The organism is Pseudarthrobacter sp. S9 (genome assembly GCF_050156545.1).
GTDB lineage: Bacteria > Actinomycetota > Actinomycetes > Actinomycetales > Micrococcaceae > Arthrobacter.
Map to the genome: position 1 here is coordinate 4,280,394 of NZ_CP189576.1, position 25,629 is coordinate 4,306,022.

22 protein-coding genes are annotated in these 25,629 nt (G+C 67.5%); 10 read left to right on the forward strand and 12 right to left on the reverse strand.

Annotated elements, in window-relative coordinates:
- Nucleotides 1-3 precede the first annotated feature (3 nt).
- The gene (locus ACQCSY_RS20645) at nt 4-1,383 is read right to left on the reverse strand and encodes an acetyl-CoA C-acetyltransferase (RefSeq protein ID WP_427131741.1); all 1,380 of its coding nucleotides are present in this window, start codon (nt 1,381-1,383) and stop codon (nt 4-6) included.
- 125 nt (nt 1,384-1,508) lie between these two features.
- Here ACQCSY_RS20645 and ACQCSY_RS20650 point away from each other — a divergent pair, with 125 nt between their 5' ends.
- Entirely contained in the window at nt 1,509-2,213 is a 705-nt protein-coding gene (locus ACQCSY_RS20650) for a TetR/AcrR family transcriptional regulator (RefSeq protein WP_427135962.1), read from the forward strand.
- Nucleotides 2,214-2,301: 88 nt separating this feature from the next.
- Nucleotides 2,302-4,446, forward strand: a complete 2,145-nt coding sequence (locus tag ACQCSY_RS20655) for an acyl-CoA dehydrogenase (protein WP_427131743.1) — start codon at nt 2,302-2,304, stop codon at nt 4,444-4,446.
- 128 nt (nt 4,447-4,574) lie between these two features.
- Here the strand turns inward: ACQCSY_RS20655 and glgA are convergent, their stop codons facing one another.
- A complete protein-coding gene (glgA, locus tag ACQCSY_RS20660; protein WP_427131745.1) occupies nt 4,575-5,783 on the reverse strand; it encodes a glycogen synthase in 1,209 nt (402 codons plus the stop codon).
- A 95-nt stretch (nt 5,784-5,878) separates the two neighbouring features.
- Here glgA and glgC point away from each other — a divergent pair, with 95 nt between their 5' ends.
- The 4 genes from glgC (at nt 5,879) to ACQCSY_RS20680 (ending at nt 10,257) form a co-directional block, all read left to right on the forward strand.
- Nucleotides 5,879-7,300, forward strand: coding sequence for a glucose-1-phosphate adenylyltransferase (glgC, locus tag ACQCSY_RS20665; RefSeq protein ID WP_427135964.1), 1,422 nt, complete (start codon nt 5,879-5,881; stop codon nt 7,298-7,300).
- Nucleotides 7,301-7,359: 59 nt separating this feature from the next.
- Entirely contained in the window at nt 7,360-8,823 is a 1,464-nt protein-coding gene (locus ACQCSY_RS20670) for an SDR family NAD(P)-dependent oxidoreductase (protein WP_427131747.1), read from the forward strand.
- A gap of 96 nt (nt 8,824-8,919) precedes the next feature.
- A complete protein-coding gene (locus ACQCSY_RS20675) occupies nt 8,920-9,402 on the forward strand; it encodes a pyridoxamine 5'-phosphate oxidase family protein (RefSeq protein WP_427131749.1) in 483 nt (160 codons plus the stop codon).
- A gap of 129 nt (nt 9,403-9,531) precedes the next feature.
- The gene (locus tag ACQCSY_RS20680; RefSeq protein ID WP_427131751.1) at nt 9,532-10,257 is read left to right on the forward strand and encodes a response regulator; all 726 of its coding nucleotides are present in this window, start codon (nt 9,532-9,534) and stop codon (nt 10,255-10,257) included.
- A 12-nt stretch (nt 10,258-10,269) separates the two neighbouring features.
- Here ACQCSY_RS20680 and ACQCSY_RS20685 read toward each other — a convergent pair whose 3' ends face one another.
- Nucleotides 10,270-11,970 carry a GAF domain-containing sensor histidine kinase gene (locus tag ACQCSY_RS20685; protein WP_427135966.1) on the reverse strand — a complete coding sequence of 567 codons (1,701 nt, stop codon included), beginning with the start codon at nt 11,968-11,970 and terminating at the stop codon, nt 10,270-10,272.
- Nucleotides 11,971-12,131: 161 nt separating this feature from the next.
- Between ACQCSY_RS20685 and ACQCSY_RS20690 the strand changes: the two genes are divergently transcribed.
- Entirely contained in the window at nt 12,132-12,647 is a 516-nt protein-coding gene (locus ACQCSY_RS20690) for a pyridoxamine 5'-phosphate oxidase family protein (protein ID WP_427131753.1), read from the forward strand.
- Between the two features lie 6 nt (nt 12,648-12,653).
- Here ACQCSY_RS20690 and ACQCSY_RS20695 read toward each other — a convergent pair whose 3' ends face one another.
- From ACQCSY_RS20695 to ACQCSY_RS20705, 3 genes are read right to left on the reverse strand one after another with little or no spacing between them, the layout of a single operon-like run.
- The gene (locus ACQCSY_RS20695; RefSeq protein ID WP_427131755.1) at nt 12,654-13,505 is read right to left on the reverse strand and encodes a transglutaminase family protein; all 852 of its coding nucleotides are present in this window, start codon (nt 13,503-13,505) and stop codon (nt 12,654-12,656) included.
- Nucleotides 13,502-14,428 carry an alpha-E domain-containing protein gene (locus ACQCSY_RS20700; RefSeq protein WP_427131757.1) on the reverse strand — a complete coding sequence of 309 codons (927 nt, stop codon included), beginning with the start codon at nt 14,426-14,428 and terminating at the stop codon, nt 13,502-13,504. The genes ACQCSY_RS20695 and ACQCSY_RS20700 overlap by 4 nt, the downstream gene beginning before the upstream one ends.
- Nucleotides 14,421-16,016: a circularly permuted type 2 ATP-grasp protein gene (locus ACQCSY_RS20705; protein WP_427131759.1), complete on the reverse strand. Its 1,596-nt coding sequence runs from the start codon at nt 16,014-16,016 to the stop codon at nt 14,421-14,423. The genes ACQCSY_RS20700 and ACQCSY_RS20705 overlap by 8 nt, the downstream gene beginning before the upstream one ends.
- Before the next feature lie 190 nt (nt 16,017-16,206).
- Here ACQCSY_RS20705 and ACQCSY_RS20710 point away from each other — a divergent pair, with 190 nt between their 5' ends.
- Together ACQCSY_RS20710 and pepN are read left to right on the forward strand one after the other, a co-directional pair.
- Nucleotides 16,207-17,139 carry a YeiH family protein gene (locus tag ACQCSY_RS20710; RefSeq protein ID WP_427135968.1) on the forward strand — a complete coding sequence of 311 codons (933 nt, stop codon included), beginning with the start codon at nt 16,207-16,209 and terminating at the stop codon, nt 17,137-17,139.
- A 34-nt stretch (nt 17,140-17,173) separates the two neighbouring features.
- The gene (pepN, locus tag ACQCSY_RS20715) at nt 17,174-19,798 is read left to right on the forward strand and encodes an aminopeptidase N (RefSeq protein ID WP_427131761.1); all 2,625 of its coding nucleotides are present in this window, start codon (nt 17,174-17,176) and stop codon (nt 19,796-19,798) included.
- Nucleotides 19,799-19,837: 39 nt separating this feature from the next.
- Here pepN and ACQCSY_RS20720 read toward each other — a convergent pair whose 3' ends face one another.
- From ACQCSY_RS20720 to ACQCSY_RS20740, 5 genes are all read right to left on the reverse strand, one after another.
- Nucleotides 19,838-20,941 (reverse strand): lipoate--protein ligase family protein, encoded by a 1,104-nt coding sequence (locus tag ACQCSY_RS20720; protein WP_427131763.1) that lies wholly within the window; start codon nt 20,939-20,941, stop codon nt 19,838-19,840.
- Between the two features lie 95 nt (nt 20,942-21,036).
- Entirely contained in the window at nt 21,037-21,294 is a 258-nt protein-coding gene (locus ACQCSY_RS20725; RefSeq protein WP_024365679.1) for a type B 50S ribosomal protein L31, read from the reverse strand.
- Between the two features lie 123 nt (nt 21,295-21,417).
- Nucleotides 21,418-22,227: a TrmH family RNA methyltransferase gene (locus tag ACQCSY_RS20730; RefSeq protein WP_427131765.1), complete on the reverse strand. Its 810-nt coding sequence runs from the start codon at nt 22,225-22,227 to the stop codon at nt 21,418-21,420.
- A 33-nt stretch (nt 22,228-22,260) separates the two neighbouring features.
- On the reverse strand, nt 22,261-23,046 hold the full coding sequence (locus ACQCSY_RS20735; RefSeq protein ID WP_427131766.1) for a sulfite exporter TauE/SafE family protein: 786 nt from the start codon (nt 23,044-23,046) through the stop codon (nt 22,261-22,263).
- 18 nt (nt 23,047-23,064) lie between these two features.
- Nucleotides 23,065-23,850, reverse strand: a complete 786-nt coding sequence (locus ACQCSY_RS20740) for an ABC transporter ATP-binding protein (RefSeq protein ID WP_427131767.1) — start codon at nt 23,848-23,850, stop codon at nt 23,065-23,067.
- Between the two features lie 132 nt (nt 23,851-23,982).
- On the opposite strand from ACQCSY_RS20740, the gene serB reads away from it, so the two are divergent.
- On the forward strand, nt 23,983-24,888 hold the full coding sequence (gene serB / locus ACQCSY_RS20745; RefSeq protein ID WP_427131769.1) for a phosphoserine phosphatase SerB: 906 nt from the start codon (nt 23,983-23,985) through the stop codon (nt 24,886-24,888).
- Between the two features lie 40 nt (nt 24,889-24,928).
- Here serB and ACQCSY_RS20750 read toward each other — a convergent pair whose 3' ends face one another.
- Nucleotides 24,929-25,612 carry a FadR/GntR family transcriptional regulator gene (locus ACQCSY_RS20750; protein ID WP_427131770.1) on the reverse strand — a complete coding sequence of 228 codons (684 nt, stop codon included), beginning with the start codon at nt 25,610-25,612 and terminating at the stop codon, nt 24,929-24,931.
- Nucleotides 25,613-25,629: the final 17 nt, after the last annotated feature.

Consider the following 25,629-nt stretch of genomic DNA (forward strand, 5'->3'; position numbering starts at 1 on the left):
CCCCTAGTGAGCTTCAAGAATAGCGACGACGCCCTGGCCGCCCGCGGCGCAGATCGAGATCAGCCCGCGTGCGGGGCGGCCGTCAGCCTGGCCCCGGGCGTGCAGCATCTTGGCCAGGGACGCCACGATCCGTCCGCCGGTGGCGGCGAACGGGTGTCCGGCGGCCAGCGAGGATCCGTTGACGTTGAGCTTGGACCGGTCGATGCTGCCGAAGGCGCCGTCCAGGCCCAGCCGGGTGCGGCCGAATTCCTCGTCCTCCCACGCGGCCAGGGTACTCAGCACGGTGCCGGCAAAGGCTTCGTGAATCTCGAAAAGGTCGATGTCCTCGAGGGTGAGACCGTTGCGGGCCAGGAGCCGCGGCACGGCGAAGGCCGGCGCCATGAGCAGGCCGTCCTTGCCATGGACGAAGTCAACGGCCGCCGCCTCGCCGTCTACCACGGTGGCGAGCTTGGGCAGGTCATGGGCATCGGCCCATTCCTCCGAGGCGAGCAGCACGGTGGACGCGCCGTCCGTCAGCGGCGTCGAGTTGCCGGCGGTCATGGTCGCTTCGGCGCCCAGGTTCTTGCCGAAGACCGGCTTGAGCGTGGCCAGCTTCTCCAGGCTTGTGTCGGCCCGCAGGTTGGAGTCCTTGCCGAGTCCCCGGTATGGGGTGAGCAGGTCGTCGAAGAAACCGGCGTCGTAGGCCGCGGCAAGGTTCCGGTGGCTCTTGAAGGCCAGTTCGTCCTGCGCCTCGCGGGTGATCTTCCACTGTGCCGTGGTCAGCGCCTGGTGTTCGCCCATGGACAGCCCGGTGCGCGGTTCCCCGGTGTTCGGGGCGTCGGGGGCGAGGTCCTTGGGACGGAGGCGGCCGAGGACCTGCAGTTTCCGGGGCAGCGTCTTGGCGCGGTTGAGATCCAGCAGCACCTCGCGCAGGCCCTCGCTGACAGCGATGGGTGCGTCAGAGGCCGAGTCGACGCCGCCGGCGATGGCCGAGTCGATCTGACCGAGCTTGATCTTGTTGGCCAGTCCGAGGACCGTTTCCAGGCCGGTGGCACAGGCCTGCTGCAGGTCGTAGGCCGGGGTCTCGGCGGAGAGCGCCGAGCCGAGCACGGCTTCGCGGGTGAGATTGAAGTCACGGGAGTGCTTGAGCACGGCGCCGGCGGCGACTTCACCGATGCGCTCGTCCTGCAGGCCGAAGCGCGCGATCAGCCCGTCCAGCGCCGCAGTGAGCATGTCCTGGTTCGAGGACTTGGTGTACGCGCCCCCGGTCCGGGCAAACGGGATGCGGTTGCCGCCCACAACCACGGCGTTGCGGAGCGGCGGCAGCGCCGCTGATGCCGCAGCCGATCCTGCGGACGGGGTCGATTCCTGAGGTCCGGGTGCGGACTGTCCGTTGACGGACATGGGCTGTCTCCTTCGATCAAAGCGGGTTACCGATACCCAGCGTACCTGATACGCTGGGTATCGTGAACATCCCCCACGCTGAAATCCTCCACGCTGACCTGTCCGGCCCCGGCGCGTCCGGCGGCCTGGAATCCGGCGGACCCGCGGCCGTCGACGGCCGCGCCTCCCGCTGGGAGTCCCACCGCGAGGAACGGCGCCGGGAACTCATTAAGTCCGCCCGCAAGGCGGTCCACGCCCTCGGCAGCGACGCCTCCATGGAGGAGATTGCCGCCGCCGCAGGAACCTCCAAATCGGTGTTCTACCGCTACTTCGGCGACAAGACCGGACTCCAGCAGGCGGTGGGCGAGGTGGTCCTCAACCAGATGCAGCGGCGCATCCAGGAGGCAGCCCAGTCCGCCCAGACGCCCCGCGAGGGCCTGTTCGCCATGGTTTCCGCGTACCTCCAGATGGCCGAGACCAGCCCCAACGTCTACACCTTCGTCACCCGCTACGCCCCCGGCGAGCCGGACGGTACCAGCGCGTCCATCGCCACGGCAGGAGCCCTGGGGCACTTCTTCGCGGCCATCGGCGACATGATCGCCCGCCCCATGCGCAGCCACCTGGGCGGTGGGCCGGACAAGGAAGCCGTGATCGGCTACTGGCCCCACGCCGCGATCGGGCTGGTCCGCAACGCCGGCGAACAGTGGCTCGCCAGCCCGGCCTCGGCCGCCAAACCGGACCAGGAGGCGATGGCACGGCAGATCACCGACTGGCTCTGCTTCGGGATCGCCCCCGAGCTCCCGGCCCAGGACCCGCCGGCCCCGGCCGACGCCGGCCCCTGGGCCCTGTGACCTCACGCTTCAGAACACACGCTTCAGAACTCACGCTTCAGAACTCACGCTTCAGAACTCAATTGTCAGAACCAACGAAGGAATCGACATGACTGAACTAGCGGACCGCACTGCGGGCCACGCAGCCGGCCACACCGGGACCCCGGCCCTGTCGGCGTCGGCCCATGGAGCCCCAACGGCCGCTGCCACGGCGCCGCCCGCCGTCGACGTCGCCGCCCTGGGCGAGCAGCTCCTCGGCAAATGGGCCGACATCCGGCGGCACGCCCGCGGGGTCTCTGCCCGGCCGGAGCTGCACAAGACCGAGGGGCTCACCCACACGGAACACCGCAAGCGCACCTTCGCGCAGCTGCAGTACCTCGTGGAGAACGACACGGTACACCGCGCCTTCCCGTCGTCCGTCGGCGGCTCCGATGACCACGGCGGCAACGTGGCAGGCTTCGAGGAGCTGGTCACGGCCGACCCCTCACTGCAGATTAAGGCGGGCGTCCAATGGGGACTGTTCGGTTCGGCCGTGATGCACCTGGGCACCGAGGAACACCACAGGAAATGGCTGCCCGGCATCATGAACCTGGCCATCCCGGGCTGCTTTGCCATGACGGAGACCGGGCACGGCTCGGACGTGGCCAGCATCGCGACGACCGCCACCTACGATCCCGGCACCGGGGAATTCGTAGTGCACACACCCTTCCGGGCCGCCTGGAAGGACTACATCGGCAACGCCGCGATCGACGGGCTGGGCGCCGTCGTCTTCGCCCAGTTGGTGACCAACGGTGTCAATCACGGCGTCCACGCCTTCTACATGGACCTGCGAGATCCCGCCACCAAGGAATTCCTGCCGGGCATCGGCGGCGAGGACGACGGCGTCAAGGGCGGCCTGAACGGCATCGACAACGGACGCCTCCACTTCAACCACGTCCGCATCCCGCGGACCAACCTGCTCAACCGTTACGGCAACGTGGACGCCGACGGCGGCTACAGCTCCCCCATCGCCAGCCCGGGCCGCCGCTTCTTCACGATGCTGGGCACCCTGGTCCAGGGCCGCGTGTCCCTCGACGGCGCCGCTGTGGCCGCCTCCAAGCTGGCCTTGAAGACCGCCATCCAGTACGCCACCGAGCGCCGGCAGTTCAACGCCTCCTCCCAGACTGACGAGGAAGTCCTGCTGGACTACCAGCGGCACCAGCGTCGGCTCTTCACGCGGCTGGCCACCACCTACGCCGCGAGCTTCGCGCACGAGCAGCTGCTGCAGAAGTTCGACGACGTCTTCTCCGGTAGGCACGAGACCGACGAGGACCGGCAGGACCTTGAGACCCTCGCCGCGGCCCTGAAGCCGTTGAGCACCTGGCATGCCCTGGACACGCTGCAGGAGTGCCGGGAGGCCTGCGGCGGCGCCGGCTTCCTGATCGAGAACCGTTTCGCGTCGCTGCGCGCCGACCTGGACGTCTATGTCACCTTTGAAGGCGACAACACGGTGCTGTTGCAGCTGGTCGCCAAGCGGCTGCTGGCCGACTACGCCAAGGAATTCCGCAACGTCAACGTCGGGGTGCTAGCCCGCTACGTGGTAGCCCAGGCCACCGGTGCGGCCATCCACCGCACCGGGCTGCGCCAGGTGGCCCAGTTCGTGGCCGATTCCGGCTTGGTGCAGAAGGCCGCCATCGCCATCCGCGATGAAGCGAGCCAGCGGGCGCTGCTGACCGACCGTGTCCAGACCATGGTGGCGGAGGCTGGTGCGGCGCTCAAGGGCGCCAACAAGCTGCCGCAGCAGCAGGGCGCCGCCCTGTTCAACAAGCACCAGAACGAGCTCATTGAGGCCGCACAGGCGCATGCCGAGCTGCTGCAGTGGGAGGCCTTCACCGAGGCCCTCGGGAAGGTTTCCGACCCGGGCACCCGCAAGGTCCTGACCTGGCTGCGTGACCTCTTCGGGCTGTCCCTGATCGAGAAGAACCTGTCCTGGTATCTCATGAACGGCCGGCTGTCGATGCAGCGCGGGCGCACCGTGGGCGAGTACATCAACCGGCTGCTGGTCAAGATCCGCCCGCACGCGCTCGATCTCGTGGACGCCTTCGGCTACGGCCCGGAGCACCTCCGCGCCGCGATCGCCAGCGGAGCGGAAAAGGTCCGTCAGGACGAGGCCCGCGACTATTTCCGTACGCAGCGTGCCAGCGGCCAGGCACCCGTGGACGAGAAGATCCTGCTGGCCCGGAAGGCGCTCCACACCAAGGCTCCGCGGAGCTGACCCTTCCGGCAGGACAACGACGACGGCGCCGCCCCCTCGGCCGGGGCGGCGCCGTCGTCGTCTGTTCAGGTAGTTAGTCTGCTCGGCTGGTTGACGGCCTCAGCCGGCCGTCCGCCAGGACGCTGCGTCTATGACACTGCGTCAGGAAGCACTGAGCGGTACACCTCGAGGGTGGTCTCCGTGATGGATTCCCAGGAGAAGTGCTCCTCGGCCCTGCGCCGGCCGGCCCGGCCCATGTCGCGCGCCCGTTCGGGATCGGACACCACTTCAGTCAGGGCGGCGGCGAACTCTGTGACGAACTTCTCCGGATCCAGCGGGGTGCCGGTCCCGTCGGTGACCTGCTCCAGCTGCACCAGCAGCCCGGTCTCGCCGTGCTGGATAACCTCCGGGATCCCGCCGGTGGCGCTGGCCACCACGGCGGCACCGCAGGCCATCGCTTCGAGGTTCACGATACCGAGCGGTTCGTAGATGGACGGGCAAGCAAACGCCGTCGCATGGCTGAGGACCTGGATGAGCTCATTGCGCGGAAGCATCCGTTCCACCAGGATCACCCCGCTGCGCTTGCCCTGCAGCTCCTCGATCAGGCGCGCGGTCTCGGCGGCCAGCTCGGGAGTGTCCGCGGCGCCCAGGCAGAGCACCAGTTGGACGTCCGCCGGCAGCTTGGCGGCGGCCCGCAGGAGGTACGGGACACCTTTCTGGCGGGTGTTGCGGCCGACGAAGACGACACTGGGCAGCTCCGGATCGATCCCGAGGCCGCGGATGACGTCCTCGCCCTCGTCCCGGTTCCAGAGGCTGACGTCAATGCCGTTGTGGACCACCTTGACCTTGGCCGGGTCCACCTCCGGGTAGCTGCGCAGGATGTCCTGCCGCATGCCTTCGGAGACGGCAATGATGGCAGCGGCGGACTCGTAGGCGGTCTTTTCCACCCAGGAGGACACCGCGTAGCCGCCGCCGAGCTGCTCGGCCTTCCACGGGCGCAGCGGCTCCAGGCTGTGGGCGCTGAGCACGTGCGGTATCCCGTGCAGCAGGGATGCGATGTGCCCGGCCATGTTGGCGTACCAGGTGTGCGAATGCACAAGGTCCGCGCCGGCGATGTCCGGAACGATCCTCAGGTCCACCCCCAGGGTCTGGATGGCGGCATTGGCAGACCCCAGGTCCTCGGGCACGGAGTAGGACGTGACAGTCGCTCCATGGTACCCGGGCTCACGGGGCGCGCCGAAGGCACGCACCTGAAGGTCCACACGCTGGGCCAGCACCCTGCTGAGCTCGGCCACATGGACTCCGGCGCCGCCATAGATTTCGGGCGGGAATTCTTTAGTCACAATATCTATTCGCACAAGACCCAAGGTAGTCGGTACGGTGGAACTCATCTAGTGTGAAGACGTTCGGGCGTGCCGGACTGTTTGGGGAGTAACGAAGGCGTTCAGGAGCGATCACCATGCCGTTGAAGAAAGTTTTGGCAATTGTCCTCGCAGGTGGCGAGGGAAACCGGCTCATGCCATTGACGGCGGACCGGGCCAAGCCCGGCGTGCCGTTCGCCGGAAGCTACCGGCTCATCGACTTTGCCCTGTCCAATCTGGTCAATTCCCGTTACCTGCAGATCGTGGTGCTGACGCAATACAAGTCGCACAGCCTCGACCGCCATATCTCCGAAACCTGGCGCATGTCCACGCAGCTGCGAAACTATGTGGCCTCCGTTCCGGCGCAGCAGCGCGTGGGCAAGAGCTGGTTCCTCGGCAGCGCCAATGCGATCTACCAGTCCCTGAACCTCATCCACGACGCCAACCCGGACATCGTGGTGGTGGTCGGGGCCGACCACGTCTACCGCATGGACTTCTCCCAGATGGTTGAACAGCACGTCGCCAGCGGGGCCAAGGCCACCGTCGCCGCCGTGCGCCAGCCGCTGAACATGGCGGACCAGTTCGGCGTCATCGAGGTGGACCCGGAGAATCCGCAGAAGATCGCCGCGTTCGTTGAGAAGCCGTCCTCCACGCCCGGGCTTGCCGCCGACCCCACCCAGTTCCTGGCGTCCATGGGCAACTACGTTTTCAACGCCGACGCGCTGGTCGAAGCCCTGCACGTCGACGCCGAGCGGCTCGACACCAAGCACGACATGGGCGGGGACATCATTCCCTACTTCGTCAACAAGGGCGAAGCCGGGGTCTACGACTTCACCCTCAATGACATTCCGGGTTCCACCGAACGTGACCGCACCTACTGGCGTGACGTCGGCACCATCGACTCGTTCTACGAGGCGCACATGGACCTCATCTCCCCCATGCCGGTGTTCAACCTCTACAACTCGGAATGGCCCATCTACACCCGGCAGAGCATCTCCCCGCCGGCGAAGTTCGTCCGCGGCCAGGGGAACACCGTGGGAACGGCGCTGGATTCGATCGTTGCCAGCGGCGTCGTGATCTCCGGCGGCATCGTCGAGGGCTCCGTGCTGTCCAACGACGTCTACGTCGGTACCTCCAGCCGGGTCGTCGACTCCGTGCTGATGGACAAGGTCAACATCGGCGAAGGTGCCGTCGTCAAGCGCGCCATCATCGACAAGAACGTCAGAGTGCCCGCCGGGGCGGCCATCGGCCTGGACCACGAGCTGGACCGGGCACGCGGGTTCAAGGTCACGGACTCCGGCATCACGGTCCTGTCCAAGGGCCAGGCAGTGCCGGAGCCCGGTGACGCAGAGCGTGCCCTCTCGGCCGCCAACCTGCACCTCGTTCCCAACGCAGTGAAGACCGCAACCGAGAACTTCCCGGACGCCCGCTATTCGGCTGAAAAGGCAGGCGAAGCCCAGGCCGCTGCCGTGGGTGTGGAAGCTCCCGCCAGGCACTCGACCAAGGCCTACTGAAGAGCGGAGCCCGGCCCAGGCGGCGGGCCGGGCTCCCTGCAGGCTGTAAAATTGGGGCAATGAGCTCCCGCGATCTGACCCCTGACATTAGCCCTGAGGATATTCAGGCCTGCCTCAAGGTCTTGAACAGCATCCATGTCTACGACGAGGAGCATCCGGACTACGTTTCCGTGCGCCGCGCCACGGGAAAGATGTTCAAGGCCGTCAAACGGCACCGCCGGGTCACCAAACGGGATCTGATCGCGGAATCCGACCGCGCCGTCATCTCGCAGACGGCGACGGCGGCACCTGACCGGATCGACGACGAGACGCGCGGCAACAAGCTTGCCCCGTCCGCCACCGGCACGATTGCCGGGCACCTGATCAAGTCGCGGCCCTGCTACATCTGCAAGCAGCACTTCACCCAGGTGGACGCCTTCTACCACCAGCTCTGCCCCGAGTGCGCGGCCTTCAGCCACAGCAAGCGGGACGCCCGCACGGACCTGAGCGGACGCCGGGCGCTGCTGACCGGCGGCCGGGCCAAGATCGGCATGTACATCGCGCTGCGGCTCCTCCGCGACGGAGCCCACACCACGATCACCACGCGTTTCCCCAAGGATGCTGCGCGGCGCTTCGCGGCCATGGAGGACAGCGGCGACTGGCTGCACCGGCTGCGGATCGTCGGGATCGACCTCCGTGATCCGTCCCAGGTCATGGCCCTGACGGATTCCCTGGATGCCGCCGGCCCGCTGGATATCATCATCAACAACGCCGCGCAGACCGTGCGGCGGTCCGGCAACGCGTACAAGCCCCTTGTCGACGCCGAGGACGAGCCCCTGCCGGCAGCGCTCCAGGCCGTCAACGGCGGTCCCGAACTCGTCACCTTCGGCCACGCCCATGACAAGCACCCGCTGGCCCTGGCCAGCACCGTCCTGGAGCATCCGGTGCTTGCCGGGGACACCATCACCTCGCTGGCGCTGTCCACCGGTTCCGCGTCGCTTGAGCGCATCGCCACCGGAACGGCCATCGACGCCGGCGGACTGGTTCCGGACCTCGCCACGATCAACAGCTGGACGCAGGTCGTGGACGAAGTCGCTCCGCTCGAAATGCTCGAGGTGCAGCTCTGCAACGTGACCGCTCCGTTCCTGCTGGTCAGCCGGCTGCGCGGGGCCATGAAGCGCTCCAACGCCCGGCGCAAGTACATCGTGAACGTCAGCGCCATGGAAGGCCAGTTCTCCCGCGCCTACAAGGGCCCCGGACACCCGCACACCAACATGGCCAAGGCCGCGCTGAACATGATGACCCGGACCAGCGCCCAGGAAATGCTGGACGCCGACGGCATCCTGATGACCGCCGTCGATACGGGCTGGATCACGGACGAGCGCCCGCACTACACCAAGGTCCGCCTCATGGAGGAGGGCTTCCACGCGCCCCTGGACCTCGTTGACGGCGCAGCCCGCGTCTACGACCCCATCGTGATGGGCGAGGCGGGCGAGGACCAGTACGGCGTCTTCCTGAAGGACTACAGGCCGAGCCCCTGGTAGGCGCGGTCCCCGATCAGCGACCAGGGCGTTGCGCGCCAGCGCTACAGGCCTTATGGCCCTGATGTGGGTCCCGGCCGGTACGTAAGGTGGGTCTACATGAACTCATCTACGCCCCGGCCGGAATACATCGAGCCCGATGACAAACTGTCCATCGACCAGTGCTGGGTGTTGCTCGACGCTCAAACCGTGGGGCGGATTGCGCTCATTGTGGACGGCCACCCGGAGATCTTCCCGGTCAACTTCGTGCTGGAGCGGCGGGCGATCGTCTTCCGGACCTCCGGCGGCACGAAACTCTGGGGTGCCATCACCTCCAAGCCGGTCGCCTTCGAGATCGACGGCTATGACGCCCACGAAGAGACGGCATGGAGCGTCGTGGCCCGCGGCGAGGCCGAGCTGATCCAAAGCCAGGAAGAGAAGGACGCTGTGGATGCCCTCCTCCTCGAGCCCTGGCAGCCCGGTGAAAAGAACTACTACGTGCGCGTGGCACCCAAGGCGCTGACCGGACGCCGCTTCAAGGTCAACAGGCCCGATCTGTGGACCACGCGCCTTGCGGACCCGCGCCGCTCGACGTTCGAATAAGGGCCGGCACGGGAAGCCGGCCGATAGGTCCAATGACCCTTGTCTCCCTCGGAGGCGTGCAGAAGAATGGCAGAGGCTGGAGAGCACGGCATCACACGAGGCAGCATCAAGCGGCCGGACAGGAGAAACATGATTGCCTGGGCAGACGCAGGTCTCTCGGAACCTGATCGCGTTCCGGCGGTCATTCGGGTCTTCATTCTTGATGACCATGAGCTCGTCAGGCGGGGGCTGCAGGAACTCCTCGAAGGCGAAGGCTTTCTCGTCGTGGGAAGCTCCGGATCCGCGGTGGAGGCGACCCGCCGGATCCCGGCCCTGCATCCCGATGTCTGCGTGCTGGATGCCCGGCTGCCGGACGGGACGGGCATTGAGGTCTGCCGGGACGTGCGCTCCGTGGATCCGTCACTGAACTGCATCATTCTCACGAGCTTCGACGACGAACAGGCCTTGCGCGGTGCGGTGCTGGCCGGCGCGCGCGGCTACGTGCTGAAGGAAATCGGCGGCACGGACCTGATCGGTGCCCTGCGCCGCGCGGCCGCCGGCGAATCACTCTTCGGCGAAGGCGTCGCGGCGGGCGTCGTCGACAGCCTCGTGGAGGCTGAAGAGGTGGACCCGCGCACGTCCTCCCTGACACCACAGGAACGCAGGGTGCTGGAGTTGGTGGGCGGTGGACTCACCAACCGCCAGATTGCCGCCGAAATGTTCCTGGCGGAAAAAACGGTGAAGAACTATGTGTCCTCGTTGCTGGCCAAGCTCGGCTTCGAGCGCCGAACCCAGGCCGCCGTGTTCATCGCCAGCCCCGCGGTGTCCGCCGGCAGTGGCGCCAGCGAAGGGAGCCGTCCGCACAGCGGCCGTTAGTGGGCACCACCGCTAAAAGGGTACGGACCACTCCAGGCTGGTGCCGGCGTCGGGCGCGCTGGTAATCGTGCACTCGCCGTCGAGCATCCGCGCCCGGTCCTCCAGGTTGATCAGGCCGTTGCGTTTGTCGGGGTCGGTGAAGCCGGAGCCGTTGTCCGTGATGACCACCGTCACGCGCCCCTTGATGACGGCGACCGAGACGGAGATTGAGTCGCCGCCGGAATGGCGGATCGCGTTGCTGAGGCCCTCGGAGACCACGGCCACGACGTTATCCGCCTTGTCCGCAGTGACGGCGTCGACGGGGCCCGTGATGGTCAGCCGTGGCGCGAAGGGCATGGACTTTGACGAGCTCCTGGTGACCCGACGGATCCGTCCGCTGAGCAGCTCGGTATCGCCGCTGCTGCTCTTCAGCGAGTAGATGGTGTCGCGCAGGCTCCGGATCGCTTCGTCGAGCTCGCCAGTAACGTTCCGGATCCGCTCCAGCGCCAGCTCATCCTTCGTGAAGCGGGTCAGGCTCTGGACGCTCAGACCGGCCGCGAACAGCCGTTGGATGACCAGGTCATGCAGGTCCCTGGCGATGCGGTCCCGGTCCGAATAGACCAACAACTCCTCACGCAGCCTGTGGACCCGAGCCAGTTCCAGGGCGAGGGCCACGTGGGAACCGAAGACGGCCCCCATCTCGATGTCCGTGCGGGCATAGTGCACCGAATCGCTGTCACGGGACAGCAGCAGGAGGCCATGATGGGCACCCTGGGTGCTCAGCGCCACCGCCAGCAGCGGGCCGGTGACCCCGCCGTCGACCTCCCCGAACAGGACCGAAGCGTCATCGAGCAACACCGGCTCGCCGCCGTCCAGGACGCCCAGGAGCAGCGGGGAATCCAGCATCAGGGACCGGCCCGAAAACACGGCGCCGCGTTCACCGGCGACACCGACAACGACGTATCCGGGGCCATTCACAGCCGGGGCAACTAGCAGGGCCAGCTGGGACTCGGACTCCTGCAGGGCCCGGCTGGCGATGGGGTCCAAGCCTCCCGAAGTGTAGTCGCGGTCGCTGCTGAGCATCAGCCCGGAGACATCCATGCAGGCCTCCAGCCAGCGTGCCCTGCGCCGCGCGTCGTCATACAGCCGGGCGTTTTCGATTGCGACGCCGGCGGCGGCCGCCAGGGCGATGGCCAGGCCCTCGTCCTCGGCGGTGAAATCACCGCCGTCTTCCTTTTCAGTCAGGTAGAGGTTTCCGAAGACCACGTCCCGGACCCGCACGGGCACACCGAGGAAGGATTGCATGGGCGGGTGGTTGGCGGGGAAGCCGTAGGCTTCCGGATGCCTGCGGAGGTCGTGCAGCCGCAGGGGCCGCGGATCGGAAATCAGCAGGCCCAGCACGCCGTGGCCGGTGGGCAGCGGGCCGATCTTGCCAGCCAGCTCGCCGTCGATACCGACGGTAATGAAGTGGCTCAGCGCACGGTCGTCCCCGATCACACCCAGCGCGCCGTAGCGGGCATGCAGCAGCCTGCAGGCGGACTCGACGACCCGTTCCAGCACGGCATCCAGGCTCAGGTCCTCCGCCACCGCGACGACAGCTTCCAGCAGGCCGGCCATGCGTGCCTGGGACTGGAGCAGTTCTTCCGCCCTGGGGGCAAAACCCTTCAGGAGATCCTCGACCCTAGGACTTCCCTCTGGCGCGGTTTGCCCCGGACTCTTACCCGTTGCATGCATGTTCATTGCCCCAATTCACTCCGACGTACATCCACGCTGACGGACGTGATGCCAGAATACCGTGTGCGGGCGCAGACCGACTCTAGGTGTCGCAGATTGTTGGCCGGTGTGGGACGTTTTGCCCTAGCCGTCCGGCGTCCGGCGGGCGTAGGCTCGCCGCCATGACCACTGATTCAAGTCCAGGCGCCGAGCAGCCAAAAAACCAGCAGCCAAAAGACCAGGAGCCCCACGCCGTTGAAAACCTCGACCACCACGAGTGCTGGCGGCTGCTGCGCAGCGTCACGGTGGGCAGGCTGGCGGTCTGGGTGGACGACCACCCGGATATCTTCCCCATCAACTACAAGGTGGACCACGGGACGCTGGTTTTCCGGACGGCGGACGGCACCAAGCTGCAGGCGGCCACGGGCGACACGCCCGTGGCGGTGGAAGCGGACGGCGTGGATCCGGACAGCGGGATCGCCTGGAGCGTCGTGATCAAAGGCCAGGCCGCAGCGGTGAAGAACCAGCAGGAGATCCTCGATACCGTGGGCCTGCTGCTCTTCCCCTGGCAGGGCGGCAAGAAGGAGCACTTCGTCCGGATCACGCCGGACACCGTGACCGGCCGGCGCTTCAAAGTGGCGCCGCCCCTGACTTGGTGGACGCCGCTGGACGACGCCACCCGCTCCGGGCTCGAGTAGCCGGGCTCAGGCGAGGCGGGTGATCTCCACGCTCACGCTAAGCGCGGATCCGCCGCCGCCCGACAGGATGCCCTTCAGCGGCGGCACATCGCGGTAGTCCCGGCCGCGTGCCACGGTGACATGGAAATCGCCGGCCGGCTTGTCGTTCGTCGGGTCCCAGCTGCGCCATTCGCCGTCCCACCATTCGAGCCACGCGTGCGACTGGCCGGCAACCGTCTCGCCGAGCTCCGCCGTCGAACGCGGGTGAAGGTAGCCGGACACATAGCGGGACGGGATCCCGCAGCTGCGCAGCGCGCCGATGGCCAGGTGGGCCAGGTCCTGGCACACACCCTGGCGCTGGTTCCACGCCTCTTCCGCGTTGGTGGTGACGCCCGTGGAACCCTTCATGTACGTCATTTGACCGCGCATCCATTCAAAGACCGCCATCGCGGCCTCGTGCGGGTTCCGGCCCTCGACGACACCCGGAATGATGGCGAGCACCTCGGTACCCGGTCCGGTCAGCTGCGACTGGGGAATCCAGTCGCTGTACCAGTTGAGGGTCTCCGGGGCGGCCAGCACGTCCCAGCCGACGATGTCCGCCTCCGCCGGGATCTTTTCCACACGGTGCACCTCGACGGTGGTGGTGGACAGGACCTCCAGGTGCTCATGCGGCATCTGCATGTCGAAGGCCGTGACGCGGGTGCCCCAGTAATCGCGGTAGCTGCTCAGGGCTGCCTGCGACGGCGACACCTTCAGCGAAGACTCCAGCACCACCTGCTGGGGGTCGGTCAGCGGCGTCATGCGGGCCTCGTTGTAGGAGAGCGTCACGCGCTTGTTGTACTTGTAGGCGGTCCTGTGGTTGATGCTCAGCCGGGTCATGAAACTTCTCCTACCCAGGCCAGTTCGTCCGCCTGATTGAAGTACTTACGGGAAATGGCGTCCGAGGCCTGCGACACGGCCTTCTGCACCCGCTCCATGTGCTCCGGCAGCTCCAACATGAGGTCGTCCGTGCGGTGGAACTCCAGGAAGGTCCGGGCCTGGCCCACGATCCGGCGGGCGTCGTTGATGAAACCGACGCGCTGGGCGGAGGGGTCGAGCTTGGCGAGGCATTCGTCAGCGTCGCGCAGCGCGTACACGATGGAGCGCGGGAACAGCCGGTCCAGCAGCAGGAACTCGGCGGCGTGCTGGTCGCCGAAGGCTGCCCTGCGGGTGCGCAGGAAGGATTCGTAGGCGCCGGCGCAGCGGAGCATGTTCACCCAGGACATGCCAGCGGAGAGCACATCACGGGTGGAGAGCATGCGCGCCGTCATGTCCGCGCGCTCCAGCGAACGGCCCAGGACCAGGAACAGCCAGCTTTCGTCGTGGCTGACCGTGGTGTCCGCCAGGCCGCTGACCATGGCCGTGCGCTCCAGTACCCAGTTGCAGAAGCGGTAGGTGCCCACCACGTCCTTGCGGTGCTGGTTGAGCCCGTAGTACGTGGTGTTCAGGCTTTCCCAGAGTCCGGAAGACACGGTTTCCCGGGCGCGCCGGGCGTTCTCCCGCGCCGCGCCGAGCGAGCCGGCGATGGAGGTGGCGCTGTGCTTGTCGTAGGCGAGGGCGTTCAACAGCTCGTTGAGGCCGAATTCCTCGCTTTGCGGTCGCGCCCCCATCACGGCGAGGAGTTCCTGCGCGACGCTGCGCTGCTCCTCCATGGGCAGGTGGTTCAGGCGCTCCAAGTGGACATCCAGGATGCGGGCGGTGCCGTCGGCCCGTTCCACGTAGCGTCCGATCCAAAACAGTGACTCGGCAATACGGCTAAGCATTCGCGGCTACCTCCTGCGCGTCCGAAATCTGCTGTTGTTGCTGCTCTGTCTGGCGGTCGCGCCAGTTGCTCTCCACGGGCCAGACCGACACACGCTCACGGGTGGCGATGGACTGCCGCGGCAGCGTCTCGACAGGGACCTGCGGCGAATCCGCCAGCACCCAGGTGTCCTTGGAGCCGCCGCCCTGGCTGGAGTTGACGATCAGCGAGCCCTCCTTCAGCGCCACCCGGGTCAGGCCGCCGGGCAGCACCCAGACGTCGTCGCCGTCGTTCACGGCAAAAGGCCGCAGGTCCACGTGCCGCGGGCCAAACTTGTCGCCGCTGAGCGTGGGGACGGTGGACAGCTGCAGGACCGGCTGGGCGATCCAGCCGCGGGGATCGGCGATGATGCGCTTGCGCAGGGCCTCGAGCTCGTCTTTGGACGCGTCCGGGCCGATCACGAGTCCCTTGCCGCCGGAGCCGTCGACGGGCTTGACCACGAGCTCGTCCAGGCGGTCCAGGACGTGTTCCCGGGCTTCCTTCTCCTCCAGACGGAAGGTGTCCACGTTGGCGATCACGGGCTCTTCGCTCAGGTAGTACCGGATCAGGTCCGGGACGTAGCTGTAGACCAGCTTGTCATCGGCCACGCCGTTGCCCACCGCGTTGGCGATGGTGACGCCGCCGGCGCGGGCGGCGTTGACCAGGCCCGGGCAGCCGAGCATGGAGTCGGCGCGGAACTGGAGCGGATCGAGGAACTCGTCGTCGATCCGCTTGTAGATGACATCCACGCGCTGCTCTCCCGCGGTGGTTCGCATGTAGACGCGGTTGCCGCGGCAGATGAGGTCCCGGCCCTCGACGAGTTCCACGCCCATCAGGCCCGCGAGCAGGGTGTGTTCGAAGTAGGCGCTGTTGAAGACGCCGGGGGTCAGGACCACCACCGTGGGGTCGTCGACGCCGGACGGCGCCGTCTTGCGCAGGGCGGACAGCAGCCGGCGCGGGTACTCTTCGACCGGCCGGATGAGCTGCTGGCCGAAGGCTTCGGGCAGGCCCTTGGCCATGGCCCGGCGGTTCTCGAGGACATAGCTGACGCCGGAGGGCACGCGCACGTTGTCCTCCAGCACGCGGAAGGTGCCCTCGGCGTCACGGACGACGTCGATCCCGGAGATGTGGACACGGACACCGCCGGCCGGCTCGAAGCCGTGCACCTGGCGGTGGAAGTGGGCGCTCGTGGTGACGAGCTGGCGCGGGATGACGCCGTCTGCCACAACGGTCATCTTGTCGTAGACGTCGTTGAGGAAGGCTTCGAGGGCCCGCACGCGCTGGGCTACTCCGCGTTCCAGGACGGTCCATTCGTCGGCCGGGATCACCCTAGGCACGATGTCCAGCGGGAAGGGACGCTCCTCCCCGGCGAAGTCAAAGGTGACGCCGCGGTCAAGGAAGGTCCGCGCCATGGAGTCGGCGCGGGCGGTGACGTCAGCCAGCGAGAGTTCACGCAGGGCCCCGGCAACCTGCCCGTAGGACTTCCTGGCCTGCTGGCCGGGGGTGAACATCTCGTCGTAGGCGCCGGTGCGGCCGGCAGCCTCTGAGTAATCATGGAAAAGGTCAGACATGGTCACTACCCAACCACTTTTTCGTTACGAAATCATTTCGGGGACCCGGTGTCAGGCCTCAGGGCACGTCCGCCGTCGCGGTTAGTGCTTTTGCCGGCGCTTACGGCAAGGTAGGTGCGTGCCCCCGAACAGAGCGAAGTCCACGGCAGCGCCCGGCCTGCTGGGCGCCGCCGCCGCCGTCGGCGTTGCCATGGCCGTCCATGCCCTGGTTCCCGTGCTGCCGGCGATGACACTCGCCGTGCTGCTCGGACTGCTTGCCGCCAACCTGCCCGGCGTGGCCGACTGGACCGCGGGCCGGGCCCGGCCCGGACTCGACTTCGCCGGTAAACACCTGATGCGCGCCGGGATCGTGGTGCTGGGCCTGAAGGTCAGCCTCGTGGACGTGCTGGACCTCGGCTGGGCCGCCCTGCTGCTGATCACGGGCGTGGTGCTGGCCGCCTTCGCCGGAACCTACGGCATCAGCAGGCTCTTCCGGCTCCCGCCCCGGGTGTCACTGCTGATCGCCACGGGCTTCTCCATCTGCGGGGCGTCCGCCATCGGAGCCATGGCCGCCGTGCGCCGGATCAGACAGGAAGAGACCGTGCTTCCGGTCGCGCTCGTGACGCTGTGCGGCACCCTGGCGATCGGCGTGCTGCCGCTGCTCGTGCAGCCGCTGCGTCTCGGCCCCGACGTGTTCGGGGCGTGGACCGGCGCCTCGGTGCACGACGTGGGCCAGGTGGTCGCCACCGCGCAGACCGCCGGCGCCACGGCGCTGGCAGTCGCCGTCGTCGTCAAACTCACCCGGGTGATCCTGCTGGCGCCGATGGTGGCCGCAGCGGGCTTCCACCACCGCCTCGGGGCCGGGGCCGGCGCCACGCTGCCCCCGGTCGTCCCCCTGTTCGTGATCGGCTTCGTGGCCCTGGCGGCCGTGCGCACCACCGGCTGGCTCTCCCCCGCCGTGCTGGACGCGGCCGCCGTGCTGCAGGACCTCCTGCTCGGGATGGCGCTCTTCGGGCTGGGCTCCGCCGTCCGGGTGGGCCAGCTGCTGCACACCGGCGCCCGGGCGCTGCTGGCCGCACTGGCCTCCTGGCTGCTGATTGCCGTGCTGGGCCTCGCCGCCGCCCTGATGATGTTTCCGCAGTGATCCGGCGCACAGGCTCCCGTGATTAGATAGCTGGGTGTCGAACCAGAACCTGCGCCGCGATGAAGCCGCAACACGCTCCGCCCTGATCACCACCCACAGTTACGACGTCTCCCTTGACGTCCGGCAGGCAGCGGATGCGAATATCGCCGGGTACACCAGCCGCAGCGTCATCAACTTCTCCGCCAGTGAATCCGGCGCCTCCACCTTCGTGGACTTCATCTCAAGTGACGTGCACAGCGTGTTCCTGAACGGCAAGGCACTGGCCGTCGCCGACGTCCTGGACGGCTCCCGGATCAGGCTCGACAACCTCCAGGCCGAAAACCAGGTCTCTGTCACCGGAACCGCGCTGTTCAGCACGTCCGGAGAGGGCATGCACCGCTTCTTCGACCCCGCCGACGGTCAGTGCTACCTCTATACCCAGTACGAGCCCGCCGACGCCCGCCGGGTCTTCGCGAACTTCGAACAACCTGACCTGAAGGCCGAGTTCACCTTCCACGTCACGGCCCCCTCGGAGTGGCAGGTGTCCTCCAACGGGGTGGAAACCCTCCGCACACAGCTGACCAGTGATCCGGCCACGAGCCGCTGGGACTTCGCCCCCACCAAGGCGATGTCCACCTACATCACCACTGTGCTTGCTGGCCCGTATTTCAAGGCGGAAGATTCCTGGAGCAGGACGCTCGACGACGGCACCGCACTGGACGTGCCGCTGGCACTGTACTGCCGGGCATCCATGGCGGCCTCCTTCGACGCCGAGGCGCTCTTCGGCCTCACGAAGAACGGCCTGGACTTCTTCACCGTGCTCTTCGACTTCCCCTACCCGTGGGGCAAGTATGACCAGGCCTTCGTGCCCGAGTACAACCTGGGCGCCATGGAAAACCCCGGCCTGGTGACCTTCACGGAGAGCTACGTGTTCACGTCACGGGCCGCCGATTCGCAGTACCAGGCCCGCGCCAACACGCTGCTGCACGAGATGGCCCACATGTGGTTCGGCGATCTCGTCACCATGCAGTGGTGGGACGATCTGTGGCTCAAGGAATCCTTTGCGGACTACATGGGCACTTTGGGCGTCGACCGGACCACCGGCTGGGACACCGCATGGGTGAACTTCGCCAACAACCGCAAGGCCTGGGCCTACGTGCAGGACCAGCTGCCCACCACCCATCCGATCGTCGCCGACATCCCGGACCTTGAGGCGGCGAAGCAGAACTTCGACGGCATCACCTACGCCAAGGGCGCCTCCGTGCTCAAGCAGTTGGTGGCCTATGTCGGCTTCGAGGCGTTCATCGCCGGCTCCCGCCAGTACTTCAAGGACCACGCCTACGGCAACACCACCCTGGCCGAGCTGCTGGCCGCCCTCAGCGCCGCGTCCGGCCGGGACCTCGGCGACTGGGCGCGCCAGTGGCTGCAGACCTCCGGTATTTCCACTCTCTCGAGCGAGATCGGAGAGCACGACGGCGTGCTGGGCACCGTGACCCTCGTGCAGGACGCCGCGGATCCGATCACCGGCCGGCAGGAACCGCGGCCGCACCGGCTGCGGATCGGCCTCTACGACCACGATGAGGCGGGCGCGCTCGTCCGCACCGACAGCGTCGAGACCGACGTCAGCGGCGCCCGGACCGGGGTGACCGGGCTGGCCGGGAAGCCGCGGCCGGCCCTGCTGCTGGTCAACGATGATGACCTCAGCTATGCCAAGGTCCGGCTGGATCCGCGCTCGGAAGCAACCGTGCGCAGCTCCCTCGACAGGCTGAGCGACCCGATGGCCCGGGCCCTGTGCTGGACGGCGCTGTGGGATTCGGCCCGGGACGCCGTCACGCCGTCGTCCCTTTACGTGGACGCCGTGCAGCGCTTCGGCCCCGCCGAAACCGGGATCGGCGTGCTGCTCAACGTGCTGGGCAACGCCTCCACGGCGATCGAACGCTACGTGCCCCGGGCCCAACGGGACGCGGTGCGGCGCGGCTTCCTCACCGTCGCGGCCGATCAGCTGCAGGCCGCCGGGCCGGGCTCGGACCAGCAGCTGGCATGGGCCCGCACCCTGGCCTCCACGAGCCGGTACGACGCCGGCCGGCTGGATCTGGTGCGCGGCATCCTGGCCGGCAGCACCGTCGTCGACGGCCTTGCCGTCGACGCCGAACTGCGCTGGAACTTCTGGCACGCCCTCGCAGGAAACGGCCAGGCTACCCCGGAGGAGCTTGACGAGGAACTGGCCCGGGACAACACCGCGGCCGGCAAGTCCGGCCACGCCACGGCTCTCGCCGCCCGTCCCGAACCGGCCGTCAAGGCAGCCGCCTGGGACGCCGCGGTCCACGGCACGGCGCTTTCCAACCAGCTGCTCAGCGCGACCATCGCCGGGTTCAACACCGGCCCGGCCTCGCTGCTCGGTGACTTCATCGATCCCTATTTCGAATGCCTGGAGCCGGTCTGGGCGGAACGCAGCATCGAGATCGCCAGCCGGATCGTCCGTGGCCTCTACCCGGCGGGGCAGGATCTCGACGGACACGGCGGGACACCGGAGACGCACGCCGTGATCGTCCGGACCGACAACTGGCTGGCCGAAAAGCCCGAGGCACCGCGGGCTTTGCGCCGCATCATCATCGAACAGCGCAGCCACTTGCACCGGGCCCTAAAAGCGCAGGCCCTGGCCGCGCAGACCGCCGGTTAAGCGGCGATTCCGGGGAACGCCTTCCCGCAGCACACGCTCCTACGGCACACGGTGCAGCCACTCGGCGGTGCCGAACTTCGCCTCCACCCGGCGGCGGGCGGCGTCGAGCTCGGCGTCGGTGAGTTCGGAGGGCGTTGCATCGTAGCGTTCGGTGAAGACGTCCATCATCGCCGCGACGATCTCGGCACGGGCCAGGCCGGTCTGCCGCCGGAGCGGATCCACGCGCTTCTTGGCGCTCCGGGTGCCCTTGTCCGAGAGTTTCTCCTTGCCGATCCGCAACACCTCAACCATCTTGTCGGCGTCGATGTCGTAGCTCATCGTCACGTGGTGCAGCATCCCGCCGTTGGCGAGCCGCTTCTGGGCCGCGCCGCCGATCTTGCCCTGGTCCGTGGCGATGTCGTTGAGGGGCACGTAGAAGGCGCTGATGCCCACCTTCTCAAGGGCCGCCATCACCCAGGCGTCCAGGAACGCGTAGGAGTCGGCGAAGCTGATGCCGTCAACAAGCGTCTGCGGCAGGTACAGGGAATAGGTGATGCAGTTGCCGGCTTCCATGAACATCGCTCCCCCGCCGCTGATCCGCCGGACCACGGTGATGCCGTGCCGGGCCACACCCTCGGGGTGGAGTTCGTTGCGGACGGACTGGAAGCTGCCGATCACCACGGACGGCTCCTCCCAGTCCCAGAAGCGCAGGGTCGGATTGCGCCGGCCGGCGCCGACCTCCTCGGTGAGGACCTCGTCCAGGGCGACATTGACGTGGGTGGGCAGCACCGAGGGGGCGATGATGGTCCACTGGTGGTCAGCCCAGCCGGTGGCCTTCGCGAGGGCGCGGCGGACCGTGACTGCCACGGCGTCGGCGGAGAAGCCGAACAGGACGGCGTCCTCGGGCAGCGCCGCCTCCACCGCTGCGGCCATTTCTGCGCCGGTGGAGTCCGCCGGGAGCCCCGTGAGCGCGCGGTTGATCTCCGGCAGTGCCTCGTCCGGTTCCAGGAAGAAGTCCCCGCTGAGGGAGACGTTGGCCAGGACGCCGTGGACGACGTCGAAGTCGGCGACCACCAGCTTGCCGCCGGGAACCTTGTACTCGCCGTGGTGGCCCGCGCGGCCGTCGGCGCTGCTGGAGCCGGTTGCCAAAGGAAGGGATGTCATGGCATCCATCCTGCCCCAGGAATCGCTGAATCCGGTACGCAAAAAGCCCGCACCCAAAGGGCGCGGGCTTTTCCAAAAGACCTTGGGGAAGAAAGTTACTTCTTGCCGCCGAAGCCCTTGAAGCGAGCGTTGAAGCGCTCGACGCGGCCTGCAGAGTCCATGATGCGCTGCTTGCCCGTGTAGAACGGGTGGGACTCGGAGGAGATTTCGACGTCGATAACCGGGTAGGTGTTTCCGTCTTCCCACTCAATGGTCTTCTTGGAAGACACGGTGGACTTGGTCAGGAACTTGACGCCGGAAGCCAGGTCGTTGAAAACAACAGCTTCGTACTTCGGGTGAGTATCAGACTTCATAATTGGACCTTTGTTCGCACAACTGGATTTTGCCAGTTGCCAGGTATGAATGGGATGGCCGACGGAAAGCACCGGACGGCCAGCTATCAATCATAGCGGAAAATGCGCCGCATCGGCGAACGTTCAGTCCCGGGGCCGCAGTTCCCAGAACGCCACTGCCGACGCCGCCGCGACGTTGAGCGAGTCGACTCCCGCGCGCATGGGGATCCTCACGGCGAGGTCGACGGCGGCGAGGGTGCTTTCGCTCATCCCGGCGCCCTCCGTGCCGAGCACCAGGGCCAGCCGGTCCGGCCTGCGCGCGGCGAGTTCGTCGAGGTCCACGGCGTCTTCGGTGAGCTCCATGGCCGCCACCGTGAAGCCGTGCTCGCGCAGCACCCCCAGGTCCCCCGGCCAGTCCTCGAGGCGCGCCCACGGCACCTGGAATACGGTGCCCATGCTGACCCGCACGCTGCGCCGGTACAGCGGGTCCCCGCAGCGGGGCGAGACGAGGACGGCGTCCACCCCGAGGGCCGCGGCGGAGCGGAAGATGGCCCCGACGTTCGTGTGGTCCATGATGTCCTCCAGGACGGCGACCCGGCGGGCACCGGCGAGCAGTTCCGGCAGCGGGACGGGGGCCGGGCGGTGCATGGCGGCCATCGCGCCGCGGTGCAGGTGGAAGCCGGTGATGTCCTCCAGCAGCGCGGCGGAGCCGATGAACGCCGGCACGTCCGGGTACTGCGCAAAGATGTCCGCCAGGTCTTCGAGCCACTTTTCGGCGAGGAAGAAGGACCGTGGCCGGTGCCCTGCGGCCAGTGCACGGCGCAGCACACGGGAGGACTCCGCGATATACATGCCCTCCGCGGGTTCCCGGACCTTGCGCAGGTGCACGTCCGTGAGCTGCGTGTAGTCGGAGACCCGGGGGTCGTCGGCGGATTCGAGATAGTGGAAGGTCACAGACGGGTCATTTCAACGGGTCATTTCAGCGGGTCATTTCAGCAGGTTGGCGATCATGAAGCCCAGCGCCACGAGTCCGAGGGCGAAGATGACCCCGCGCAGCACCATCGGGGAGAGCCGGCGGCCCACCTTGGATCCGATCACGCCGCCGATCAGGGAGCTGACGGCGATCAGCCCCACGACCGCCCAGTTGATCCGGCCGAAGGCAAAGAGCAGGTACGAGGCCGCCGCGACGACATTCACGCCGAGGACCAGGATGTTCTTCATGGCGTTGGCGTTCTGGATGGTTCCGGTCATGAAGACACCGAGGATGCCCACCAGCAGGATCCCCTGGGCGGCGACGAAGTAGCCGCCGTAGACTCCCGCGAGGTACACCAGCACCACGAGCAGGATGCCGTGGCTCCGGTCGCGGATGGCATGCTCGGGGTTTTGTTCCCGGTTCTTCACCCACTGCTGCAGGCGGGGCTGGAAGACCACCATGAGCAGGGCCACCACGATCAAGGCGGGTGCGGCGTAGTGGAACACTTTGTCGGGGAGGTGCAGCAGCAGGTAGGCGCCGGTGATGCCGCCCAGCAGCGAGGCCGGCAGGAGCCGGAGCAGCTGCTTGCCGCGGCCAGCGAGCTCCTTGCGGTACCCCCAGGCACCCGCGGCGCTGCCGGCCACGAGGCCCGTCGCGTTGCTGATGGAGGCCGTGACGGGAGCGTAGCCAAGCGCGATCAGCACCGGAAACGTCACGAGGGTGCCGGAACCGACGACGCTGTTGATGGTGCCGGCCCACAGCCCGGCGAAGAAAATGAAGACGCTATTAAAGAACTCCACGCGCTGTCAGCAGTCCCGTCAGCGGCGGGCTGTGGCGGTGTACCGGCCCGCGTTGGCGGTGACCTCCAGCGGCAGGCCGAACGTCTCGCTCAGGTTCTCTGCGGTGAGGACGCCCGGGAGCGGTCCTGAGGCCACCACGCCGCCGTCGCGCATCAGCATGGCATGCGTGAAGCCGGGCGGCACCTCTTCGAGGTGGTGGGTGACCAGGACGACCGCCGGGGCGGTCTCGTCGCGGGCTAGCTCGCTGAGCCGCCGGACAAGGTCCTCCCTGCCGCCGAGGTCGAGCCCGGCAGCCGGCTCGTCGAGGAGCAGCAGTTCCGGGTCCGTCATGAGGGCGCGGGCGATCTGCACGCGTTTGCGCTCGCCCTCGGACAGGGAGGCGAAGGGGCGGTTGAGCAACGGGCCCATGCCCCATTCGTTCAGGAGGCCGAAGGCGCGGCGTTCGTCGTTCTTTTCGTAGCCTTCGCGCCAGCGGCCGGTGACGCCGTAGGCGGCCGTGACCACGACGTTGAGGACTTTTTCGTGTTCGGGGATCTGGCTGGCCAAGGCGGCCGAGGACAGGCCGATCCTGGGCCGGAGTTCGAACACGTCCACGGCACCGAGGACTTCCTCCAGGATGCCCGCCATGCCGCTCGTGGGGTGGATCCGTGCGGCGGCCACCTGGAGGAGAGTGGTCTTGCCGGCGCCGTTGGGGCCCAGAATAACCCAGCGTTCGCCTTCCTTGACCTGCCAGTCGACCTTGTCCAGGAGGGTTTTTGCCCCACGTACAACACTGACGCCGGCCATTTCAAGAACATCACTCATAGGAGTAGACACTAGGACAAAAAAGCGGACGACTGATAACCGGAACCGTCGCCCGTGCCGGAGCGTCACGTGGCGCCCGCCGGGGCGCCACGAATTCGGGCCACCTCCTGCCGGCTCGCTAGGATTGCAGCCATGAGTTCGAACGTGACCGCAGTGAGCTACGGCCTGAAATTGTCCCTTCCCGACGTGCAGCGCCTGCGCTCGCTCCTCACCGCCGCGGGGCTGGCGGTCGACGCCGAAACCCGCACCGGAGACGGCCGCTTCGAGGTGTACACGGCGGACTGCGTGCTGGAGTCGGGCGCAGGGGCCGACACGGACGCCAGGCTGGAAGAGCTGCGCCGCAGCGTGGCCGGCTCCGGCGTCGACGGCGTGGATACGGCCCTGGTTCCGGCCGCGCTGCGGACCGCCCCGCGGAAGTTCCTGATCATGGACGTGGATTCCACGCTCATCCAGCAGGAGGTGATCGAACTCCTGGCCGCCTACGCCGGCAAGCGCGAGGAAGTGACCGCGGTGACCGAGGCTGCCATGCGCGGCGAACTGGATTTCGCGCAGAGCCTGCACGCCCGGGTGGCGGTGCTCGCCGGCCTGCCGGCCGACGTCGTCGATGCCGTCCGTGCCGAGGTCAGGCTCACTGACGGCGCGGCGGAACTGGTGGCGGCGTTCAAGGCCGCCGGCCATGCTGTAGCCGTGGTGTCGGGCGGTTTCAACCAGATCCTCCGGCCCATCGCCGAGGGCCTCGGACTGCACTACTGGATCGCCAATGAGCTGGAAATCGTCGACGGCGCGCTCACCGGCAAGGTGATCGGCGACGTGATCGACCGTGCGGCCAAGGAGAAGTACCTGCGTGAGTGGGCTGCCGCGGAAGGCATCCCGATGGAGCACACCGTCGCGGTGGGTGACGGTGCCAATGACCTTGACATGCTCGGTGCCGCCGGGATCGGGATCGCCTTCAACGCGAAGCCGGCGGTGCAGGCGGCCGCGGACGCCGCGGTGAACCTGCCGTTCCTCGATGCCGTGCGGTACATCGCCGGGGTCTGAGTGAAGTGTGCCGGATTCCCGGCGCCTGCTGCGGCCGCGGTCAGGACAGGAAGCCGCGCAGGAGGGATGCGGTTCCTTCCAGGTGCTCGATCGTGGCCCGCTCCGCGGTGGCCGCGTCTCCGCGGAGGATGGCGTCGGCAATCTCAGCGTGTTGCTCGTTCGCGTGCTCAAGGTTCGTGCCAAGAAGCGGGATGCGGTCCAAAAGCTCATTGAGCCTGGCCCGCGTTTCAGCAACGGCCCCGACGAGACTGGAAGATCCGGAAAGTTCGGCAATGGCAATGTGGAACCGGGCATCGCGCGGCCGGTAGGCCTCCGCTGACGCATTGCTCACTTCCGAAAGGCAGACTTGCAGGTGCCTTCGGGCAGCCGCAGTCAGATCCGCCTTCGCGGACAACGCAGCAGCTGCAGGCTCAATGATGCCGCGGAACACCAGAACGTCCTCGACCTCCGCCGGATCCAGCGGTCCGGCGTCGTGCGTCCCCTGCAACGCCAAACTGGACACGTAGGTCCCGCCGTACCGCCCCCGCTGCACCTCGAGATAGCCCGCGCTCTGCAGTTCTCCCAGAGCGTCCCTCAAAGTTGCGCGCGAAACGCCCAGCCGCTCGGCCAGTTCCCGTTCAGGTGGCAGTTTTTCCGATGGCGCAAAGATGCCGAGCTTGATGGTTTGAAGAATGTGTTCGATGGTCTCTTCGAACGCATTGCCGCCCCTCACCGGGCGCAGCATCGAGTAGGAGCGGACAA

Excerpts from the sequence above, each read along its gene's own strand:
- ACQCSY_RS20645 (WP_427131741.1), bottom strand. The coding sequence starts at position 1,383 with ATGTCCGTCAACGGACAGTCCGCACCCGGACCTCAGGAATCGACCCCG.
- ACQCSY_RS20655 (WP_427131743.1), top strand. The coding sequence starts at position 2,302 with ATGACTGAACTAGCGGACCGCACTGCGGGCCACGCAGCCGGCCACACC.
- ACQCSY_RS20670 (WP_427131747.1), top strand. The coding sequence starts at position 7,360 with ATGAGCTCCCGCGATCTGACCCCTGACATTAGCCCTGAGGATATTCAG.
- ACQCSY_RS20675 (WP_427131749.1), top strand. The coding sequence starts at position 8,920 with ATGAACTCATCTACGCCCCGGCCGGAATACATCGAGCCCGATGACAAA.
- ACQCSY_RS20680 (WP_427131751.1), top strand. The coding sequence starts at position 9,532 with ATGATTGCCTGGGCAGACGCAGGTCTCTCGGAACCTGATCGCGTTCCG.
- ACQCSY_RS20685 (WP_427135966.1), bottom strand. The coding sequence starts at position 11,970 with ATGCATGCAACGGGTAAGAGTCCGGGGCAAACCGCGCCAGAGGGAAGT.
- ACQCSY_RS20690 (WP_427131753.1), top strand. The coding sequence starts at position 12,132 with ATGACCACTGATTCAAGTCCAGGCGCCGAGCAGCCAAAAAACCAGCAG.
- ACQCSY_RS20695 (WP_427131755.1), bottom strand. The coding sequence starts at position 13,505 with ATGACCCGGCTGAGCATCAACCACAGGACCGCCTACAAGTACAACAAG.
- ACQCSY_RS20700 (WP_427131757.1), bottom strand. The coding sequence starts at position 14,428 with ATGCTTAGCCGTATTGCCGAGTCACTGTTTTGGATCGGACGCTACGTG.
- ACQCSY_RS20705 (WP_427131759.1), bottom strand. The coding sequence starts at position 16,016 with ATGTCTGACCTTTTCCATGATTACTCAGAGGCTGCCGGCCGCACCGGC.
- ACQCSY_RS20710 (WP_427135968.1), top strand. The coding sequence starts at position 16,207 with ATGGCCGTCCATGCCCTGGTTCCCGTGCTGCCGGCGATGACACTCGCC.
- ACQCSY_RS20720 (WP_427131763.1), bottom strand. The coding sequence starts at position 20,941 with ATGACATCCCTTCCTTTGGCAACCGGCTCCAGCAGCGCCGACGGCCGC.
- ACQCSY_RS20725 (WP_024365679.1), bottom strand. The coding sequence starts at position 21,294 with ATGAAGTCTGATACTCACCCGAAGTACGAAGCTGTTGTTTTCAACGAC.
- ACQCSY_RS20740 (WP_427131767.1), bottom strand. The coding sequence starts at position 23,850 with ATGAGTGATGTTCTTGAAATGGCCGGCGTCAGTGTTGTACGTGGGGCA.
- serB (WP_427131769.1), top strand. The coding sequence starts at position 23,983 with ATGAGTTCGAACGTGACCGCAGTGAGCTACGGCCTGAAATTGTCCCTT.
- ACQCSY_RS20750 (WP_427131770.1), bottom strand. The coding sequence starts at position 25,612 with ATGCTGCGCCCGGTGAGGGGCGGCAATGCGTTCGAAGAGACCATCGAA.